The organism is Streptomyces sp. NPDC003011 (genome assembly GCF_053591515.1).
Window position 1 is genome coordinate 60288 of record NZ_JBSFTY010000006.1, and the last position, 20570, is coordinate 80857.

General features: G+C 71.4%; 14 protein-coding genes. 4 read left to right on the top strand and 10 right to left on the bottom strand.

Annotated elements, in window-relative coordinates; genetic code table 11:
- Nucleotides 1–7: 7 nt before the first annotated feature.
- The 3 genes from ACWD0J_RS04735 to ACWD0J_RS04745 form a co-directional block, all read right to left on the bottom strand.
- A complete protein-coding gene (locus ACWD0J_RS04735; protein WP_451494292.1) occupies nucleotides 8–1081 on the bottom strand; it encodes a LacI family DNA-binding transcriptional regulator in 1074 nt (357 codons plus the stop codon).
- Nucleotides 1082–1781: 700 nt separating this feature from the next.
- The gene (locus ACWD0J_RS04740) at nucleotides 1782–4808 is read right to left on the bottom strand and encodes an MGH1-like glycoside hydrolase domain-containing protein (RefSeq protein ID WP_451494293.1); all 3027 of its coding nucleotides are present in this window, start codon (nucleotides 4806–4808) and stop codon (nucleotides 1782–1784) included.
- A 354-nt stretch (nucleotides 4809–5162) separates the two neighbouring features.
- Nucleotides 5163–5942, bottom strand: a complete 780-nt coding sequence (locus ACWD0J_RS04745; protein WP_451494294.1) for an HNH endonuclease family protein — start codon at nucleotides 5940–5942, stop codon at nucleotides 5163–5165.
- A gap of 162 nt (nucleotides 5943–6104) precedes the next feature.
- Here ACWD0J_RS04745 and ACWD0J_RS04750 point away from each other — a divergent pair, with 162 nt between their 5' ends.
- Nucleotides 6105–6287 (top strand): Rv0909 family putative TA system antitoxin, encoded by a 183-nt coding sequence (locus ACWD0J_RS04750; RefSeq protein ID WP_451494295.1) that lies wholly within the window; start codon nucleotides 6105–6107, stop codon nucleotides 6285–6287.
- 161 nt (nucleotides 6288–6448) lie between these two features.
- Here the strand turns inward: ACWD0J_RS04750 and ACWD0J_RS04755 are convergent, their stop codons facing one another.
- Nucleotides 6449–7390, bottom strand: coding sequence for an SCO6745 family protein (locus ACWD0J_RS04755; RefSeq protein ID WP_451494296.1), 942 nt, complete (start codon nucleotides 7388–7390; stop codon nucleotides 6449–6451).
- Nucleotides 7391–7497: 107 nt separating this feature from the next.
- Between ACWD0J_RS04755 and ACWD0J_RS04760 the strand changes: the two genes are divergently transcribed.
- Complete coding sequence (locus ACWD0J_RS04760) at nucleotides 7498–8082, top strand: TetR/AcrR family transcriptional regulator (protein WP_451494297.1); 585 nt, start codon at nucleotides 7498–7500, stop codon at nucleotides 8080–8082.
- A gap of 356 nt (nucleotides 8083–8438) precedes the next feature.
- Here ACWD0J_RS04760 and mfd read toward each other — a convergent pair whose 3' ends face one another.
- From mfd to ACWD0J_RS04775, 3 genes are all read right to left on the bottom strand, one after another.
- Nucleotides 8439–11969 (bottom strand): transcription-repair coupling factor, encoded by a 3531-nt coding sequence (gene mfd, locus ACWD0J_RS04765; protein WP_451494298.1) that lies wholly within the window; start codon nucleotides 11967–11969, stop codon nucleotides 8439–8441.
- A gap of 635 nt (nucleotides 11970–12604) precedes the next feature.
- Nucleotides 12605–15169, bottom strand: coding sequence for an ABC transporter permease (locus tag ACWD0J_RS04770; RefSeq protein ID WP_451494299.1), 2565 nt, complete (start codon nucleotides 15167–15169; stop codon nucleotides 12605–12607).
- Nucleotides 15166–15954 carry an ABC transporter ATP-binding protein gene (locus ACWD0J_RS04775; protein WP_451494300.1) on the bottom strand — a complete coding sequence of 263 codons (789 nt, stop codon included), beginning with the start codon at nucleotides 15952–15954 and terminating at the stop codon, nucleotides 15166–15168. Before ACWD0J_RS04775 ends, ACWD0J_RS04770 begins: the two co-directional genes overlap by 4 nt.
- 495 nt (nucleotides 15955–16449) lie before the next feature.
- On the opposite strand from ACWD0J_RS04775, the gene ACWD0J_RS04780 reads away from it, so the two are divergent.
- Nucleotides 16450–17949, top strand: a complete 1500-nt coding sequence (locus ACWD0J_RS04780) for an MFS transporter (RefSeq protein ID WP_451494301.1) — start codon at nucleotides 16450–16452, stop codon at nucleotides 17947–17949.
- Between the two features lie 13 nt (nucleotides 17950–17962).
- On the opposite strand, the gene ACWD0J_RS04785 is transcribed toward ACWD0J_RS04780, so the two are convergent.
- A complete protein-coding gene (locus ACWD0J_RS04785) occupies nucleotides 17963–18100 on the bottom strand; it encodes a hypothetical protein (protein WP_451494302.1) in 138 nt (45 codons plus the stop codon).
- Nucleotides 18101–18254: 154 nt separating this feature from the next.
- Between ACWD0J_RS04785 and ACWD0J_RS04790 the strand changes: the two genes are divergently transcribed.
- Nucleotides 18255–18743: a GNAT family N-acetyltransferase gene (locus ACWD0J_RS04790; RefSeq protein WP_451494303.1), complete on the top strand. Its 489-nt coding sequence runs from the start codon at nucleotides 18255–18257 to the stop codon at nucleotides 18741–18743.
- Between the two features lie 56 nt (nucleotides 18744–18799).
- Here ACWD0J_RS04790 and ACWD0J_RS04795 read toward each other — a convergent pair whose 3' ends face one another.
- Both ACWD0J_RS04795 and ACWD0J_RS04800 read right to left on the bottom strand, forming a co-directional pair.
- Nucleotides 18800–19495 carry an NAD(P)-dependent oxidoreductase gene (locus tag ACWD0J_RS04795; RefSeq protein ID WP_451494304.1) on the bottom strand — a complete coding sequence of 232 codons (696 nt, stop codon included), beginning with the start codon at nucleotides 19493–19495 and terminating at the stop codon, nucleotides 18800–18802.
- 164 nt (nucleotides 19496–19659) lie between these two features.
- Nucleotides 19660–20547: a cellulose-binding protein gene (locus ACWD0J_RS04800; RefSeq protein WP_451494305.1), complete on the bottom strand. Its 888-nt coding sequence runs from the start codon at nucleotides 20545–20547 to the stop codon at nucleotides 19660–19662.
- Between the last annotated feature and the right edge of the window lie 23 nt (nucleotides 20548–20570).

A 20570-nucleotide genomic window follows, 5' to 3' on the forward strand; every position in this document is an offset into this window, starting at 1 on the left:
CGCAGGGTCAGTGGGGAGCAGCCTCCGGTTGGGGAGCGGCGCTCCGAGCGGTGTGCTGAGCGGGGTGGGGAAAGGTACTGGCGCGGACGACGAGTTGGGGTTCGATGGCGATCCGGGGCGCCGCGGCGTGCGCCCGGCCCTCGATGAGATCCAGGAGCAGGGCGATGCTGCGCCTGCCCACGGCCGCGAAGTCCTGCCGGACCGTGGTGAGCGGCGGCGAGAAGAACTCCGCCTCCGGGATGTCGTCGAAGCCGACCACGGCGACGTCCTCGGGTGTTCGCACACCCGCTTCCCGCAAGGCCCGCAGCACTCCCAGTGCCATCTGGTCGTTGGCGACGAAGACCGCGGTCAGCCCTCGCCCCACCCAGCCCGCCAGTTCCTGGCCGGCACGGTACCCCGACAGCGGGCTCCAGTCTCCGCGCAGCAGCAACGGCGGCTCGATACCGCCCGCTTCGAGGGTCGCCCGCCAGCCGGCCGCCCGGTCGGCGGCCTCCTGCCAGTCGTCGGGCCCGGCGAGGTGCCAGACCTTGCGGTGACCGGCCGCCAGCAGATGACCGGTGGCCAGCCGTGCGCCCAGGTCCTGGTCCACGGTGACGCAGGGGAAGCCCGTGCCGGACCCGCTCCCCACGATCACCACCGGGAACGGATGGCGCAGCCCGGCCAGGGCCTCGACCGCCGATCGCTGGGGGGCGATGGCGACGACTCCCTCCACCCCGCCGTCGCCGAGGTGGTCCAGGGCTTCGGAGAGGGTGTCGACGGTCAGTTTGCGCACGGTGACCGTGGAGACGAGGTACCCCTCGGCCCGTGCCGCCTCCTCGAGCGCGAACAGGGTGCTGGCCGGTCCGAAGAGGGTGGTGTCGGAGGCGACCACGCCCAGGGTACGGGTGCGGCGGGTGGCCAGGGCTCGTGCCGAGGAGTTGCGGCGGTAGCCCATCTCCTCGATCGCGCGCAGCACCTTCGCCCTTGTCTCGTCCCGGACGTTGGGGTGGTCGGCCAGCACCCGGGACACGGTCTGGTGGGACACGCCCGCCGTCCGCGCGACGTCGGCCATGGTGGGCGGCCGAAGCTGCGGTTGAGTCACGGCCGTACCTCCCTGGCGGTCGTCTGGCGGTAAGTCCTGCGATCGGCGCGGATGCTCCCTCGGGGACGGGTTCACGGCGGCTCCTGTGGCAGCCGTGCCGACCGGTGGGCCGGCCGCCGTCCGTGTGGTCGGCCCCTTCCCAGGAGGGCGGGCCGAAGCCTTGCGGTCATGTCGGTCGCACCTCCTTGGTGGTCGCTCGACCGGCCGATGAATGTGGAGGTCATTGTGAGCGCTAACAATTCCTGGCGGTCAAGAGGGTTGCAGCGGGAAGTCGTCACGGTTAAATAACGCGCCATCACGGCGGGGCTCGCAGCGATCACCGGCATCGGCGGAACCGGCCCTCCGCGGCAAACGCCCCGGCCAAAAGGGGTTGACGTGCCCGCGGAGCGACCCTATCTTCAGCAACGAAACTTCGAACCACGTACGAAATATCGAATGTGGGCGGTGTTCATGGGTACCACCGGAGGAACATCCCCGACGCCGCCGGGCCATCGCCGGGCCATCGCCGTTCGCTCCCACACCCCGCGGTCCAGGCCGGCGCCGGCCCGCGCCCCGGCACGCGCGCCGGTGCCCTGACAGGGCGTCAGCCGTACGGGGTGAACCGAACTGATCCGCGCCCTCACAGCTTTCCGGCACCCTGAGCCGGCACCCTGAGCCGGGCCCCGGGAATCCCGGGACCCGGCTCGGTGCTGTGCGTCGGCTAGGAGTTGAACGGTGTGGCGCCGTCGTCGGTGACGAGCCGCCACAGATGGTCGGCGGTGCCGGTGTCGTCCCATTGCAGGACCGCGGCCCCGGACGATGTGGACATCCCGTCGACGCCCAGGACCAGGCCGCTGTTCTTGTTGACGAGCTTGCAGTAGCCACCACCGGCGTCCACCACGGACCACAGATGGTCGGCGGTGAGGGTGTCGCCCCACTGCAGCGCGGTGGCACCGGCCGTCTTGGAGGCGTCCTTGATGCCGAGGACCTGGCCGCTGTTGGTGTTGAAGATCTTGTAGTAGCCGTTCTCCGCGGGGACGACCGTCCATCGGTGGTTGGCCGTGGTGTTGGCCGTCTGCTGCTGGACAGCGCCTCCGGCGGCGATCGAGGAGCCTGCGATGCCGAGTTCCAGGTTGCTGTTCTTGTTGACGATCCGCACCGGCGGTGTCTGCGGGTACCAGGACTCCAGCTCGGTGACGCCCACGAACTTGCCCGCCTGCGGGGTGAAGACGACGCGGAACTGGGAGGTCGTGATCGTCGGGAAGGTCACCTCGTTCGCGTTGTTCGCTCTCGGTGTGGCCGGGCTCTTGACCTGGCTGGGGACGGACGTCCACACGCCGTCCTTGAGGTACTGGACGGTGTAGCTCGCCGGCACGCGGATGTTCGCGCCGTCGTCGTAGGTGTAGAACGTGACCTCGTTGATCTTCCGTGGCGCGCCGAAGTCGACGCCGAGGTGGTCGGTGCCGTTCGGGGAGCCCGAGTTGGTCCACCGGTTGTCGGGGATCTTGTCGTAGCGGATCCAGCCGTCGGTGGCCCGCAGCGGGGCGTCGAAGGTGGTGGGCTTGCAGATCTGGCCGCTGTGGCAGTGCGGCCCGTTGGAGACGGTGTTGGTGTAGGAGGCGAACGCCTTCGGGAAGGGCTGCGTGACCGTGCGGCCGAGCCAGTCCTGCTCGGCGGTCAGCGGGTTGGCCGCCACGTTCATCATCCGCGCGGGCTGCGCCGGGGTGACGGGTGCGGCCACGTTCACCGTGGTGTTGCCTGCCGTCGCGGACTGGTGGATGCGTACGCCGTCCTGGAAGACCTGCAGGCCGGTGCCCTTGCCGTAGTGCGTGCCGTCCCGGTCCCAGCGGATCGAGAGGGTGTGCCCGTGGTAGGGCACGTTCTCCGCCGCGAAGTAGTCCCAGCCGGACGGGATCAGCGGCTTCAGGACCAGCGTGTTGCCCGCCTGGGGCTTGATGCCCAGCAGACCGGAGAGCACCAGGTCGTTGAAGCTGGAGTGGTTGTAGTGCTCGCTGAAGTTGAAGCCGTCGTAGATCCAGTCGCCGGTGTCACCGTTGGCGGCCTCGGCGATGTAGGGCTTGCCGTCCTTGTGCTGGAGCTTGGCGAACTGGCTCAGCATGGACTGGTAGTCCTGCTTGGTGACGTTGTTCTGCGCCGGGTAGTCCTGGAGCAGGTTCGCCATGCCGGTCAGGATCTGGCTCGTCTGGAACGGCCAGCTCGGGCCGTTCCAGTGGCAGCAGTTGGCGTCGTCGCGCTTCTGCTCGGCGGGGATCGCCTGGTAGTTGAAGTAGGGGTTCGTCGCGATCCGGTCCAGCTCGGCGAAGCCCGTGCCCTTGGTGAACTTCAGCGTGTTGGCCCCGGCCTTCATCGGGACCTGCACGGTGACGGACTTCGACTCCGAGAACTGGCCCCAGCTGCCGGTGGGGGCGTAGCTGACGGTGACCGGGTTGGCGGTGTCGCCGTTCACGACGACGTTGTGGGTCGACGTGCCGGCGGTGCCGTTGGCGTAGTGGACCGTGACCGGGTACGTACCGGCGCCGGGCGCGTCCACGGTGAAGGTGACCGCGCTGTCGGCGAAGTCGATCTGCCCGACGTACTTGCCGTTGGAGGCCGTCGACGCGTCGTGGGTGTTCGCGTGGGTGACGGCGGCCTGCTCGGCCTCGAAGTCGTGCACCCGCTCCAGCGTCGTGGGCCCGAACGCCGCCCCGAACCGCTTCGGGTCCGTCAGGTACTTCCACGCCGTGGAGTACTGCGCGTCGGGCAGGTTGAACGCCCAGGGGGCGAAGCCCATCGCCTCACGCCAGGTCGTCCTGGTCTGCTTGAGGGTGCCGTTGGTGTTGTTCGTGTTGTAGACCTGCATGAAGAACTGGCGCTGCGGGTCCCAGAGCGAGTTCTGCACCCCGGCCTTGAGCGACGCGGCCTTGTCGGTGTACTCGGTCGCGGTCGCGGTGTCCCCGGTCATGGTGGCGATCTTGCTGATCGCCTGGGCGGCACCGAACATGTACGCGTTGATCGTGGGCCGGTAACCGGGGCCGCCGCTGAACCAGTTGCTGCTGTGCATCGACGTCTCGGTGTACTCCGTGGCGTCGGACAGCGGGGTCTGGTGGTACAGGTCGCTGGTGGAGGGCGTGCCGTTCACCGTGATGTCGCTGGTGTAGTTGGAGTCCCACCTCTTGTACAGCGCGATGAGCTGCGGGAGTTCGGCCTTGATCTCGGCCGCGTCACCGGTGACCAGGAAGCGCTGGTACGCGGCGCTGGTGATCCACTCGCTGAAGTTCCGCGCGCCCGAGTTGCCCGCCCCGCGCAGCCAGAAGTCCAGGTAGTCACCGGCGTAGTCGCGGTTGTGCAGCCAGCGCCCGTCCAGCAGGTGGTAGCCGGTGGCGTCCGGGAGCGCGGTGTACGGGTTCCCGGCGTAGCCGATCGGCACGTCGTACTCGGTCGACACGTACCCGGTGCCCGGCACGGTGTAGCGCAGCGCGCGCTTGTAGGTGCTCCAGCGGTAGTAGTAGACCTCGTCGATGGTGTTGTCGGGGGTGTCCAGGAACGGGATGTTGTCCTTGTACCACTGCGGCTCGTCGAGCTGCTGGGCCGCGAGGATCGCGTCCTTGTCGAGGGCGACCGCGTTGGGGTCGTCGGCCGCCTGAGCGGTACCCGCCCCGGGCCCTCCGGCCAGCAGGGCCGTCGCCAGGATCGAGCTGGACAGGGCAGCCGCCAAGGGTCTGCCGCGTCTGGGGGATCGGTCGTGCATGGGGGTGTCCTCCGTCGCACACGCCATATTCGATTCGTCCGACATATCGAACGATGTTCGAAATTCTGCGCGACGGTAGTGACACGCCCGGATTGAAGTCAAGGGGACAGACAGAACCAGTTCGCACACCTTCACCCGAAACCGGGCCGGGCGGGCCGGGCGGGCCTGACCGGGGCCGGGCGGAGCCGGAAGGGGCAGGGCGGGGCCAGCGGGGTGAGGAGGGAAGGGGGCCGGCAGGGCCGGCACGGGTCAGCAGTGGATGACAGGGGACGGCGAGGGGATGGGCCGCCGGAGCCGGGGCTCGGCGGCAGCCCACTCACCCCGTCTCGCCGCCCCGGCCCTGTCGCCCTCTCCTCATCCCCCGCACTGCTCCAGCATCATCCGCTGGTCCGGCGCGGTCACCGGCAGTTCGTACTTGGCGGCGACCTGGGCGAAGCGGACCACGTAGGCGCACCGGATCTGCTTGTTCGGCGGGAGCCAGGACGCGGGGCCGGAGTCGCCCTTGGACGAGTTGGCGCGGCCCTCGGCCGGGATGAGGTTCAGGGGGTCGTTGGCCAGTTGCTCGCGCTTGTCCTCCGACCAGCGCGAGGAGCCCATCTGCCAGCTGTAGGAGAGCGGCACCACGTGGTCGATCTGCACCTCGGAGGCATCCTGCTTGCGCCACTGGATGGTCGTACCGGTGTACGGATCGCGCAGCGTCAGGGCGACGACCACGCAGTCGGAGCCGGAGCGGAAGCGCAGGCTCTGGCCGTCGCGCTGGAGGAGGTCGTTGCGGGTGTCGCAGCCGTTGCGTGCCAGCGGGACGTCGTCGGCCGTGTCCATCCAGGCGTAGCCGAACTCGTCCCGGTCGTAGCCCGTCCTGGGCCCGCGACCCTTGGTCCGCAGGCTCTCGATGAGCCCCCGGGCCGTGGCCTCGTCGGTCTCGCTCGTGACGGGCGCGAGGCCCGGCTTCGTGCCGTCCGGATTGTGCAGTGGACTGACGGACCGTCCGTCCGACGCCGGTGCCGCCGCGCCGCTCTCCGGTGCGGAGCCGTTCGCGTCGAGGCCCTCGCAGCCGGCGACCAGCGTCATGGCGGCACATGCGGCCAGCCCGGCCATGACGGCGGAACTCGTCCCGCCCCTCAGACGCATCATGATGCGCCCCTCCCCTCGCCTGCCCTGTTCCGCCTCGGCACGGGCGGTTCTCACTGGACTCACGGTAACCGCCGAGAGGTCCAGACCATACCCGACCTAAACAGGCATTCGTCACCTGTCCGGCGTATTGTCGATGCGAGTCACCTCCGGAAGGAGATCTGGATGGGCATCTTCGACAAGCTCAAGAACCAGGTGAAGGGCAGCAAGGGCAAGGACATGTCCGACACCGCGGAGCGGAAGGCCAACGACCGGACGGGCGGCAGGTACGAGAACCAGGTCGACGACACGCAGCAGCGGACCGAAGGCTCGCTGGGCATGGATCGCGACAGGCCCGACCAGCCGTAAGGCCCCGACCAGCCGTAAGGCCGGAGACTCACTGAGGTCACGGGGTACCTGCCCGGGCCACGCGCCCGGCCGGGCACCCGCCGACCCCTGAAACAGAAGCCGTCCGCGGAGAGCCACCTCCGGCGGGCGGCTTCACCTTCCTCGCGCCGGCTTCACCCTTCTCACGCCTTCCCGATCCCCAGCGTCGTCTCCGACGGCAGCAGCCCCGAGGACAGCACCGCGATCCAGAACTCGCCGAGCAGGTCGGCCAGACGCGCCACCGCTTCCTGGCCGAGGGTTCGCCAGGGTGCGGACGCGAGGCGGTCGGTGTCCAGTTCGACCTGGCGGCGCAGGTCGCGACCCGCCTCCGTGGCCGTACCGTTCTCGTCGATCAGGCCCCGGGCGGACAGGCGCTCCCGGGCGGCCGTCCACTGCGCGGCGCTCCAGCCGCGGCTCTCGAAGCGCTCGACGCTCGCGGCGCCTGTCGCGGCGAAGGACACCAGCGACTCGACCGGATCGAGACCGGCCACGAGCAGGGCCGCGAGGTGGCCGTCGCCTCGGTGCTCGCGCAGGATCGTCGCCGCGTGCCACAGCTGGAGATGAGGAGCCTCGGGCCACTCCAGCTCCGCGTTGGCCGCGGCGAGAGGACGGCCCGCCGTGTTCGCCGCCTCGGCCGCGCGCCGGGCCAGGGCGGCGGCCTCGGCCAGTTCGGGACTGTGGGCGCGGTCGCCGAATATCGCGCGGTACGCCCGGTCGATGCCGCGCGTCCTCGCCGCGAGCACCGCCTCGGGGCTCGCCACCTTCCACGCCGGTTCGACATGCTCGGCGACCATGCGGGGACTGAAGCTGTAGAAGGCGGAGGTCACCCGCTCGGCGCCCACCGCGCCCAACGGCGCGGCCCGGTACGGGAAGTACGCGGGCCAGCGCTCCTCGGTGTCGTACCCGAGGGCCGCGGCTTCCTCGAAGGCCTCCGGCGCGTAGTACAGCACCGCGTGCAGCGGCTCCAGCAGGTGCCAGAGCTGTCGCACACGGGACAGCTCCACGCCGCCGCCGTCCCGGGCGGTGACCCCGCCGGCCTGCCCGCCGCGTTCCCCATGCTCCCCGCGCTCCCCGTATTCCCCCATGACGCACTCCCGTCCGGCAACGATCCGCCCCGCGCAACTTGACACTGACAAGATTGCCCGAGCCGTCCGAACTTGTCAATGCCTAGATCCGGCGTACGCTGCTGACCATGGCCCCCACGGAAACGAAGCACGGCGACCGCGCCTACCACCATGGCGATCTGCGCCGCACCATCCTCACCGCCGCACTCGACGTCATCGCCGCCGACGGTCCCTCCGCGCTGAGCCTGCGCGACCTCGCCCGTCGCGCCGGCGTCTCCCACGCGGCGCCGGCCCACCACTTCAAGGACCGCACCGGACTGCTCACGGCGATCGCGGCCGAGGGCTTCGGGCTGCTCGCCGGCACGGTGCGGGAGGCGGCGGACCTGAAGGACGCGGGCGTGCGCTACGTACGCTTCGCCCGCGATCACCCGGCACACTTCGCGGTGATGTTCGCACCCGGGCTGCTGCGCCCCGACGACCTCGAACTCACCACGGCCCGCGCCCTCGCCACCGACGCCCTGCGCGACGCGGTCTCCGCCGTACGCTCCGCGGATTTCGGTATCGACGCCCGCCTCGCCGGAGTGGCCGCCTGGTCCCTGGCCCACGGCTTCGCCACGCTGCTCCTCGGCCACAACCTGGACGGCGCGGTGGGCGGCCAGGACCCCGAGGAGGTGTTCCGCGGCCTGGCGAACACGCTGTTCCGCACGAGCTGAGCGCCCGCGCACCCGCGCGCACCGCCCCGCCCGCCCGCGCGCACTGTCCACGCGTGCTGTCCTCGCGCTCAGTTCTCGCCCTCAGGCCTCAGGCGGCAGGCGGCAGGCGGCAGGCGGCAGGCCTAAGGTGGCAGCCCGCACGCCGCAGCCCGCAGGCGCGTGACGACGGGCTCCTGACGACGGCCGACCGCCCGCCAGGACGACCCCGGCAGCCCCCAATGCCCCGGTGGCACCGGTGCCGCCCATCCCACCGGTGCTCGCCGGTGCCGCCGGTGCCGCCCCGTCAGGGCCGCCCGTCGCCGGGCGGTCCCTACGACCCCAGGATCGACGTCACCACGACCCCAGGATCGACGTCCCTACGACCCCAGGATCGACGTCAGGAACTCCCCCACCCACCCGAGCAGTGCCCGCCCGACCAGCGGCTTGCCGCCGACCTTCGCGGTCTTCGGGCGCGGGACCAGCACTTGGTGGGCGGACGGCTTGATGACGGTCCCCGGGTACAGCCGCTTGAGCCGCAGCTCCTGCGACTCCCGCAGCTCCACCGGCGCGAAGCGGATGTTGGTGCCCTGCAGGACGATCTCGCCGACGCCGCACGCGCGGGCGAGCATCCGCAGGCCCGCCACCAGGAGCAGGTTCTCCACCGGCTCGGGCAGCTTGCCGTAGCGGTCGACGAGTTCCTCGCGTACGGCCTTGACGTCCTCCTCGGAGTTGACCGAGGCGATCGACCGGTACGCCTGCAGGCGCAGCCGCTCGCCGGGGGCGTAGTCGTGCGGGACGTGCGCGTCGACCGGCAGCTCGATCCTGACCTCCAGCGGCGGCTCCTCCACCACACCGCCTTCCAGGGAGGCGCGGTAGTCCGCGACCGCCTCGCCGACCATGCGCACGTACAGGTCGAAGCCGACGCCCGCGATGTGACCGGACTGCTCGCCGCCGAGGAGGTTTCCGGCGCCGCGGATCTCCAGGTCCTTCATCGCCACGTACATGCCCGCGCCCATCTCCGTGTGCTGGGCGATGGTCGCCAGGCGCTCGTGGGCCGTTTCCGTCAGCGGCTTCTCCGGCGGGTAGAGGAAGTACGCGTAGCCCCGCTCGCGGCCTCGGCCGACCCGGCCGCGCAGCTGGTGCAGCTGGGACAGGCCGAAGTTGTCGCCGCGCTCCACGATCAGGGTGTTCGCGTTGGCGATGTCGATGCCGGACTCGACGATCGTCGTGGAGACCAGGACGTCGAACTTCTTCTCCCAGAAGTCGACGACCACCTGTTCCAGGGCCTGTTCCGACATCTGGCCGTGGGCGATGGCGATCCGCGCCTCGGGGACGATCTCCCGCAGCCGCGCCGCCGCGCGGTCGATGGACTCCACCCGGTTGTGGATGTAGAAGACCTGGCCCTCGCGCAGCAGTTCACGGCGGATGGCCGCACCGATCTGCTTCTCCTCGTACGGCCCGACGAAGGTCAGCACCGGGTGCCGCTCCTCCGGGGGTGTGGTGATCGTGGACATCTCGCGGATGCCGGTGACCGCCATCTCCAGGGTCCTCGGGATCGGGGTCGCGGACATGGTCAGCACGTCCACGTTCGCGCGGAGCTTCTTCAGCTGCTCCTTGTGCTCGACGCCGAAGCGCTGCTCCTCGTCGACGACGACCAGGCCCAGGTCCTTGAACTTGGTCTCCGCGGAGAACAGGCGGTGGGTGCCGATGACGATGTCCACCGAGCCGTCCCGCAGGCCCTCCAGGACCGCCTTCGCCTCCGTCTCCGTCTGGAAGCGCGACAGCGCCCGCACGTTGACCGGGAACTGCGAGTAGCGCTCGGAGAACGTGCCGAAGTGCTGCTGCACCAGCAGGGTGGTGGGCACCAGCACCGCCACCTGCTTGCCGTCCTGGACGGCCTTGAAGGCGGCCCGCACCGCGATCTCCGTCTTGCCGTAGCCGACGTCGCCGCAGACCAGGCGGTCCATCGGGACCGTCTTCTCCATGTCCTCCTTGACCTCGGCGATGGTGGTCAGCTGGTCGGGCGTCTCCACGTACGGGAAGGCGTCCTCCAGCTCGCGCTGCCACGGCGTGTCGGCGCCGAAGGCGTGCCCCGGGGCCGCCATGCGCGCGCTGTACAGCTTGATCAGGTCGGCCGCGATCTCCTTGACGGCCTTCTTCGCGCGGGCCTTCGTCTTCGTCCAGTCGGCGCCGCCCAGGCGGTGCAGCGTGGGCGCCTCGCCGCCGACGTACTTGGTGATCTGCTCCAGCTGGTCGGTGGGGATGTAGAGACGGTCGCCGGGCTGGCCGCGCTTGGCGGGGGCGTACTCCACGACGAGGTACTCGCGGGTCGCGCCCTGCACGGTCCGCTGCACCATCTCGATGTAGCGGCCCACGCCGTGCTGCTCGTGGACGATGAAGTCGCCCGCCTCCAGGGTCAGCGGGTCGATCGTCTTGCGGCGGCGGGCGGGCATGCGGGCGCCGTCCTTGCCGGCCGCCTTCTGCCCGGAGAGGTCGGTCTCCGTCAGGACGGCCAGCCTCAGCGCCGGGTCCACGAAGCCGTAGTCGATCGAGCCGCACGCCACGTGCACGACGGAGGGGGAGATGTCCCCGAGGTCCGCGTCCAGGCGGGCCGCGATGCCCTCGCCGCCGAGCACCTCGACCGTGCGGGCCGCCGGGCCGTGGCCCTCGGTGACGAACACCGTGCGCCAGCCGTCGGCCAGCCAGCCCTTGGTGTCGGCGAGCGCCTTGGCGGTGTCGCCGCGGTAGCTCTCCGGCGCGTGCATGCCCAGTTTGAGCGTGTCCGCGTCCAGTTCGAGGTCCGCCGCGAACGGCGACACCGACCACCACATCATGCCCAGCTCGCGCGCCCGGTCCCGGACGTCCGCGATGGACCACAGGGAGGCCGCGCCGACGTCGATCGGTGCCTCGCCGCCGCCCGCGGTGGCCGCCCAGGACGCCTGCAGGAACTCCTGCGAGGTCGTCACGAGGTCCGCCGCCCGGGTGCGCACCCGCTCCGGATCGCAGACGACGGCCATCGAGCCCTTGGGCAGGACGTCCAGCAGCAGCTCCATGTCGTCGACCAGGACCGGAGCCAGGGACTCCATGCCTTCCACCGCGATGCCCTCGGCGATCTTGCCGAGCAGTTCGCCGAGCTCCGGGTGCTCCTCGGCCAGGGCACGCGCGCGTGCGCGGACGTCCTCGGTCAGCAGGAGTTCGCGGCAGGGCGGGGCCCACAGGCCGTGTGCGGCGACCTCCAGGGAGCGCTGGTCGGCGACCTTGAAGTAGCGGATCTCCTCGACGTCGTCGCCCCAGAACTCGACGCGCAGGGGGTGTTCCTCGGTGGGCGGGAAGACGTCGAGGATGCCTCCGCGGACGGCGAACTCGCCGCGCTTCTCCACGAGCTCCACGCGCGCGTAGGCGGCGGCCGCGAGGGCCTGCACGATCTCGTCCAGGTCGGCGGTCTGTCCGGTGCGCAGTGCCACCGGTTCCAGCTCGCCGAGGCCCTTGACCTGCGGCTGGAGCACCGAGCGGACGGGGGCCACGACGACGGAGACCGGGCCGGTCTCGGGGTCGTCGGGCCGGGGGTGGGCCAGCCGGCGCAGCACGGCGAGGCGGCGGCCGACGGTGTCGCTGCGGGGGCTGAGCCGCTCGTGCGGAAGGGTCTCCCAGGACGGGTACTCCACGACGCCCTCCGAGGGGAGGAGCGAGCGCAGGGCCGCGGCCAGGTCCTCGGCCTCACGGCCCGTCGCCGTCACCGCCAGGACCGGGCGGCCGGACTCGCGGGCCAGGGCGGCGACCGCGAAGGGACGGGCCGCGGGCGGGCCGACCAGGTCGACGTGCAGGCGGTTGCCGTCTGCGGCAGCCTTGATCGCTTCCGCGAGGGCGGTGTCCTTGACGACGGCGTCGAGCAGACCGTGCAGGCTCATTCGGGGGCGGCTTTCGTCGGGGGGTGGGCAACGCGAATCGCCCGACGCGAGGTACGGGCCGGGGGGTCTCCAGCGTACGACGACGCTGTCGCGAACGCCGGGGCCTGTGGACAACGTGCGTACTCCTGTGACCGGCGCGGGCGCGGGGACGCCGATGCCGACGGCGCGCAGGGCGGCGGCGAGCCCGGCCGGGAGGGCGACCCGGGCGCCGATCGGCGCCACCCGGCACCACCCGGCGGCGGGTGCCGCCGGAGTCGCCAGTACCGCCGGTATCGCCGGAGCCGCCAGAGCCGCCGGAGCCGCCGAGCCGCCGAGCCGGGAAGACCACAGCCGCCCGGTACTCGACACCGCGGAAACCGCGGAAGCGGCGGAACCCGCGGAACCCTCAGACCGCGGTGACCGGCCCACGCGAAGGGTGCCGCGTGATGTGGACCATGTCCGCTCCCCAGCCCCCGGCGCCACTCTGAGCCTGAGCATGGCGCCAGGCCGCCAGGCCCGCCTCAGAGCTGGCGCCGGGCCCGCCTCAGAGCACGGCGCCGGGCCCGGTGCCGAAGGCATCAGCCTTCGGCACCGGGCCCGGCATCCCCGTTCCCCCGTTCCCCGTTCCCCCTTCCCCCGTCCCCCGTCCGGGGTGGCTATTCGGTCGCGATCGCGTTCAGTACGTTCATCCGGCCCGCCCGGAACGCCGGGATCAGCGCGGCGAACAGGCCCACGAAGGCCGACCCGATGAAGACGCCGATGATCGTCGGCCAGGGGATGTCGAGGACGTTCAGGCCCTCCAGGGCGAGCAACTTCTGGGCTGTCGCGCCCCACCCCATGCCCAGGCCGAGGCCCAGCAGTGCGCCGAAGAGGGCGATCACCACCGACTCCAGGCGGATCATGCGGCGCAGCTGACGGCGGGAGAGGCCGATCGCCCGCATCAGGCCGATCTCCCTGGTCCGCTCGACCACCGACAGCGCCAGGGTGTTCACCACGCCCAGGACCGCCACGATGATCGCGAGGGCGAGCAGGCCGTAGACCATGTTCAGGAGCTGGCCGATCTGGTCCTTCAGTTCCTGCTTGTAGTCGGTCTGGTCGCGGACCTGGTACGTCGGGTACTTGTCCAGCGCCTTCTTCAGCGCCGCGTACGCCTGCTCCGTCTGGCCTTCCTTCGCCTTGGCGAACATGATCGAGTTCGGCGGGATCTGGTCGGCCGGGACGTACGTCTCCATCGTCTCGGTACTGATGTAGCGCGCACCCTGGTCGAGGGCGCTGTCGTCGTCCGTGATGGCAGCGACCTTCAGCTTCGCCGTCCGGCCGCCCGTGAAGGTGACGCTGATGGTGTCGCCGACGCGCACGCCGTGTGCCTTGGCGTAGTCCGAGCCGACCGACATGGCGTCCTTGCCGTACGCGGCCTTCAGCGTGCCCGCCGTGGTCGCGCGGCGCAGGTCCTCGGCGTACGTGGGATCGGCGGCGGTGACTCCGGAGCTGTCCGTCTTGCCGTCGGGCGAGGTCAGCGTGGCGTCGAGTTCCCGGTAGCTGGTGACGTGGGCGAGCCCGGGGCTCTGCTCCATCGCCTTCTGGGCCTGCGGGACGATCCGCTGGTTGCCCTGGACGATGAAGTCCGCGCCGACCGACTTGTCCAGCTCGCTGGTGGCGGAGGCGACCATCGAGGAGCCGACGACCGACAGACAGGCCACCAGGGCCAGGCCGATCATCAGGGCGGCGCCCGTGGCACCGGTGCGGCGCGGGTTGCGCAGGGCGTTGCGCTCGGCCAGGCGGCCCACCGAGCCGAAGGGCCGCAGCAGCACCGCGCTGAGCGCCCGGACCAGGCCCCCGGTGAGCAACGGACCGATGATGACGAAGCCGATCAGGGACAGCACCACGCCCGCGCCCAGCATCAGCGAACCGTCGCTCGCCTTGTCGGCGCCCGCCGCCGCGAACAGGGCGACCACGCCCGCGCCCGTCAGCACCAGGCCGATCACGCCGCGCACCAGTCCCGCGCGGCCGTCGGCCGGTGTACCGGCGTCGCGCAGTGCGGCCATCGGGGAGACCTTGCCGGCGCGGCGGGCCGGCAGATAGGCGGCGAGGACGGTGACCACGACACCCAGGACCACACCCGCTATCGGGGTGGTCGCCTTCACGGTCAGGTCGTCGGTGGAGAGGTTCATGCCGGCCGACGACATCAGCTTCATCAGGCCGATCGCGATGCCGACGCCGGCGCCCACGCCGAGGATCGAGCCGACGACACCGAGCAGCAGCGCCTCTATCAGCACCGAGCGGTTGACCTGCTTGCGGGAGGAGCCGATCGCCCGCATCAGGCCGATCTCCCGGGTGCGCTGGGCGACCAGCATGGAGAAGGTGTTGATGATCAGGAAGATGCCGACCAGGAACGCGATGCCGGCGAAGCCGAGCATGGCGTACTTGATGACGTTCATGAACTCGCCGACGCTCTTGCGGTTCTCGTCGGCGTTCTCCTTGGCCGTCTGGAGCTTGTAGGTGCCGTCCAGGGCCTGGGAGACGTTCTGCTTGAGCCGCGTGTCGTCCACGCCGGGCGCGGCGTTGACGTAGATCTGGGTGAACCGGCCGGTGGCGCCGAGAAGTTCACGCTGGGCGGTCTCGGTGTCGAAGAAGACGATCGCGGCACCGGGGTTGGTCACCTTGAAGGTGGCGATGCCGACGATCTTCGCCTTGAAGTCACCGGCGACGGAGATCGTGCGCAGTTCCTCGCCGAGCTTCAGGCCGTGCTTGTCGGCGGTGTCGGCGTCGACCATCAGCTCGGTCGGCCCGCGCGGGGCGTGCCCGGTGGTGATCTCCATCGAACGGGCGTCGTTCTTCGTCCAGTTGCCCGCGAACGTCGGGGCGCCGCTGCTGGAGCCCATGTTCTCGTTGTCGCGGTCGACGACGGTCACGGCCGACGAACCGACCGCGCCCTCGGCGGACTTGACGCCCTCGGCCTTCTCCACCTGCGCCAGCGTGGACGCCGGCAGCGACGCGGGCTTGCCGTTCTGCGGGGTGTCGTCGCTCTTGGCCTCCTTCGGGGAGACCGTGACGTCGGACGCGGTCGTCGCGAAGAGCTTGTCGAACGTCGTGTTCATCGTGTCGGTGAAGACGAGTGTCCCGCACACGAAGGCGACCGACAGCAGGACCGCGACCGCCGACAGGGCCATCCGCCCCTTGTGCGCGAAGAAGTTGCGCATCGAGGTCTTCAGGACGGTCATGACGTACGCCCCCGGGCGTCGAAGTCCTTCATGCGGTCCAGGACGGCCTCGGCGGTCGGCTCGTACATCTCGTCGACGATCCGGCCGTCGGCGAGGTACAGCACCCGGTCCGCGTACGAGGCGGCCACCGGGTCGTGGGTGACCATGACGATGGTCTGGCCGAGCTCGTCCACGGACCGGCGCAGGAAGCCCAGCACCTCAGCACCCGCACGGGAGTCGAGGTTCCCGGTCGGCTCGTCGCCGAAGATGATCTGGGGCCGGGCGGCCAGGGCGCGGGCCACGGCGACGCGCTGCTGCTGGCCGCCGGAGAGCTGGGTGGGCCGGTGCTTGAGCCGGTCGGAGAGGCCGACGGTGTCGACGACCCGCCCCAGCCACGCCTTGTCGAGCTTGCGGCCCGCGATGTCCATGGGCAGGGTGATGTTCTCGAGCGCGTTCAGCGTCGGCAGCAGGTTGTACGCCTGGAAGATGAACCCGATGCGGTCCCTGCGCAGTTGGGTGAGCTTCTTGTCCTTCAGGCCGGTGATCTCGGTGTCGTCCAGGTAGATCTGCCCGGAGGTGACGGTGTCGAGACCGGCGAGGCAGTGCATCAGCGTGGACTTGCCGGACCCCGAGGGACCCATGATCGCGGTGAACTGACCGCTGGCGATGTCCACGTCGACGTGGTCGAGGGCGACGACCCGGGTCTCACCGGACCCGTACGCCTTCACGACCTGCCGCGCTCGCGCGGCAACGGCCGTACGCCCTCCAGTGCCCCCGTGCCTGGGAATGGTCACAGCCGATGTCACGGTGTATCTCCTATGTAGGTCAACTGTTGAAGCGAGAGGACGAGGTGGTCTCGTCGCCGTGGTGACGTCGCCGTGGCTACGCGTCGCCGTGGTCATGTCGCGGTGGCTACGCGTCCAGTGGCTACGTCGATGAGTCTGGTGCCCGGGAGGGGTCCGGCGCGCTGGTGCTCAGCGCAGTCTTCTCCTGGGGTAAACCCCACCCCCACCGGTGCGGTGAACCTCCCCGACCACCACACCCCAGCGGCATAAAGCCAGGTTAAGGACGCTCCCGGCCGCTCTCGTCCTCCGTCGGTACGAACCCTCCCCGACCCCTAGTACGGAGGTACCCCTAGGGGATCTCCACCGCTGGGTGGAGTGTTTCTCGGGGTCGGCTCCACCCTCAGGCCCACCCAGGCTCCACCCTTCCGTGACGTGAGGGTCAAGTCCTCCCGCGGGACACGGGTGGAGTGGGAAGCTGTCGTGCGGCGGATAGGTGCAGGGGGAAAGGAACCAGGGGTGGGCGACACGAGACCCGCGATACGCGCAGCAGCGGAGCACACCCCGCCCGACCGGCGCGGTGCCGTGGTCGCCGCCCTGATGCTCGCGATGGCGCTGGCCGCCCTGGACTCCACCATCGTCGCCACGGCCGTACCGCAGATCGTCGGCGACCTCGGCGGCTTCTCGGTGTTCTCCTGGCTGTTCTCCGGGTATCTGCTCGCCGTGACGGTGACCCTGCCGGTGTACGGCAAGCTCTCCGACACCTTCGGCCGCAAGCCCGTACTGGTCGCCGGCGCGGCCCTCTTCCTGCTCGGCTCCCTGCTGTGCGCGCTGGCCTGGAACATGGGCGCGCTGATCGCGTTCCGGGTCGTGCAGGGCCTGGGCGGCGGCGCTCTCCAGGGCACCGTGCAGACCCTGGCCGCGGACCTGTACCCCCTGAAGGACCGCCCGAAGATCCAGTCCAAGCTGTCCACGGTGTGGGCGGTTTCGGCGGTCGCGGGACCGGGCGTGGGCGGGGTGCTGGCCACGTACACGGACTGGCGCTGGATCTTCCTGGTCAACCTGCCGGTCGGGGCCGTCGCGCTGTGGCTGATCGTCCGGTACCTGCACGAACCCGGGCGCGAGCGGCCGGCCGGCCCGCGCGCGCGGGTCGACTGGGCGGGCGCGCTGGCGGTGTTCGCGTGCGGGGGTGTGCTGCTGACGGCCCTGGTGCAGGGCGGGGTGGCCTGGCCGTGGCTGTCGGTGCCCTCGGCGGCGCTGTTCGGTACGGGGCTCGCGCTGGTGGCGGTCGTGGTGCTGGTGGAGCGCCGGGCCGCGGAGCCGATCATCCCCGGATGGGTGTGGCGCCGCCGGACGATCGCCGCGGTCAACCTCGCCCTCGGTGCGCTGGGCCTGCTGATGGTGGCGCCGGCCGTGTTCCTGCCGACGTACGCGCAGTCGGTGCTGGGGCTGGCACCGGTGGCCGCGGGGTTCGTACTGTCCGTGTGGACACTGAGCTGGCCGGTGTCGGCCGCCCTCAGCCAGCACGTGTACCGGCGCATCGGCTTCCGCGACACCGCGATGCTGGGCATCGGCACGGCGGCGCTGATCCTGTTCGCGTTCCCCTTCTTGCCGTATCCCGGCGCCGCCTGGCAGCCGACCCTGCTGATGCTGCTGCTCGGGGCCGCGCTCGGCCTGTTCCAGCTCCCGCTGATCGTCGGCGTCCAGTCGACGGTCGGCTGGGCCGAACGCGGCACGACCACGGCGTCCGTCCTGTTCTGCCGGCAGACCGGCCAGACGGTCGGCGCGGCCGTCTTCGGAGCGATCGCCAACGGGGTGCTGGCCGCGCGGCTCGGCGGCGCGGGCGACCTGGACTCGGTGACGCGCGCCCTGGACGCGGGCACCGCGCCCGAGGCCACCCGCCGGGCCATCGCGGACGCGGTGCACGCCGTCTACCTGGGCGCGTCCTGCGCGGCGGCGGTGGCGTTCCTGGTGCTGCTGTTCCTCGCGCCGCGCAGGTTCCCGGTGCTCAAGGAGTGAACACCCGGACGGGTCAGGGCAGTCGGACCGCGACCTCGGGGTGCGCCGGTGACGGGCCGTCCAGCAGCGGCTGGGCGGTCCCCTTGACCGACAGGGTGGGCGCGAGCCCGGCGGTCGTGGCCGCGGCCCATGAACGGCGTGGTCTGTTCATGCCGAGGACGGTAGGCCGCGGGGCGGGGCCTGACATCAGCCCCGAGTCGCAGGCTCAGGCGGTCCCGTGGGCCACGGAAGCCTGGCCACAGGGAGTTGACCGGACCCGTCCGTCCGGCTCCGACGGCACCCGCACCGTGCGTAACCTGGGACTCATGCCCACCCTGGAGCGCCTGCGGGCCGATCACGCCGACGCGTTGCTCGCCTTCGAGCGGATCAACCGCGCCTGCTTCGCCCGGTCCGTCCCGGATCGCGGAGACGCGTACTTCGCCGAGTTCCCCGCCCGTCACCAGGCGCTCCTCGCCGAACAGGACGCCGGTCTGTGCCACTTCCACGTCGTCCTGGACGAGGAACGCGAGCTGATCGGCCGCGTCAACCTGGTCGACGTCGCGGACGGCCACGCCGAACTCGGGTACCGGATCGGCGAGTCGGCCGCGGGGCGCGGGGTCGCGACGGCGGCCGTGCGGGAGGTGTGCCGGCTGGCCGCGACGGCGTACGGCCTGGTCTCGCTGACCGCGCTGACCACCCTCGACAACCCGGCGTCCCGGACCGTCCTGGAACGCAACGGCTTCACCGCGGCCGGATCCCTCACCCTCGACGGCCGCCCGGGCGTCCGCTACCGGCGCACGTCACTCGGCGACTGACGCGCGCCCGGCGCGGCGACCACCGGTTCCCCTTCCCCTTCCCCGTCACCTCCCCGTCACCTCCCCAGCGCCTCCTTGCGCAGGAGGTCGAGGAGCGTCGGTGTGTTCTGGGTGGTGCGGATGTCGACGTAGGAGCGCACGTGCTCGTCGCCGGCGACGGCCTGGCGCACGAGTTCGCGCGCGAGGTCCGCGCGGGCCGTGTACCGGCCGGGCAACCGGGCCGTCGCGACCTGGTAGTCGCTGACGGCGGGCGCGTCGAACAGGCCACCGGGGCGCAGCACCGTCCAGTCGAGGCCGCCGGCGCCCACGATCTCCTCCATGCGCCGCATGTCCTCGTACACGGTGCGGCCCATGAACCGGGTGAGGGACGGCTCCACCACCTTCCGGAACAGGAAGGTCTCGCCGGGCGCGGGCGTCCCGAACAGCACGGTCGAGGTCACGGCGACGAGCCGGCGTACGCCGTGCCGGGCCATGGCCCGCTGGATGTGCGCGGCGCCGGTGGAGTACACGGTCACCGGCCGGCGGCCGAAGGGAGCGCCGAGCGCGGAGATCACCGCGTCCCGCCCGGCCACGGCACGGTCGACCGCGTCCGGGTCGCGCACATCCGCCTCGACCACCCGTAACCACGGCCCGTGCGGCGGAAAGCCCCCCGGACGGCGCGTGACGGCGGTGACCGTGTGCCCCTCGGCGCCCGCCTGTTCGACGACCAGCCGGCCGGTCGGCCCGTTCGCTCCGAAGACGGCTATGTCCATGAGTCTGCCTCCCGTGCGTTCTGCATCCTGTTGATGCATCGCCGACAAGGATGCCCGGACAACCGGGAGTTGTGCCGTACGACCCCTCACCGCCGTACGCGTCCTGTCCGTGGCAGCAGCCACCCCAGTAACCGCAGCAACCCCAGTCACCCCAGTCACCCCAGTCACTCCAGCGCGGCCCGCCCCGTGAGCGTCGTCAGGCTGTTCTGTACGTGGTCCATCTGCGCCCGCACGTCGTCCCAGCGCTCCCCGTGCTCCCGCAGGACCCCCTCGGTCTCCCGGGCGATCCGTTCCTCGCGCGCCCGCGCCCGCGCGATCACCTCGGCCGCCCGCTCCCGCGCCTCCTCCTGCAACCGCCGCGCCGACACCTCCGCCCCGGCGAACGCCCGCTTCGCCTCCGACAACGCGGCCTCGGCCCGCGTCACCCGCTCCGCGTCGCGCGCGTCCAGCGCGGCGGCCCGCTCCCGCGCCTCCCGCTCGGCCTCGGCCCACCGCTCGGCGTGCTCCTTGGCCTGCTCGGCGAGCATCCCGGTGGTGCGCTGGCGTACGTCACGCAGCGCGGCCAGCGCTTCGCCGCGGCTCTCCTTCACCCCGCGCCGGGCCGCGATCCGGATGTCGTCGGCTTCGGCGCGCGCCGCGAGCAGCCGCTGGCGGGCACGCTCCTCGCCCTCGGCGCGTACGGCGTCGGCGTGCGCCTGCGCGGTCTCGCGCACGCCGTCCGCCTGCGCCCGCGCCTCCTCCACGAGGCGCCGCGCCTCCCCCCGCGCGCTCTCCCGCAGGGCCGCGGCCTCCTTGCGCCCGAGCTCGAAGAGCCGCCGCGCCCCCTCTCCGAGGGTCTCGTACGTCTGCGGGGCGAGCGCCGCCACCGTCTCCCGCAGCCGCGCCGCCTGCGCCTCCATGTCCTTGGCGAGCACGGTCAGCCGGGCGGCGCGCTCCCAGGCGGCGTCCCGGTCCCGGGAGAGGGCATCGGCGTACGCGTCGACCTGTTCGGGACGGTAGGCGCGCCCTCGCCCGCCCACGAACCCCCGTGGCGACACCGATGCGCTGCTCATCCTGGACCCCTCTCCGCCGAACG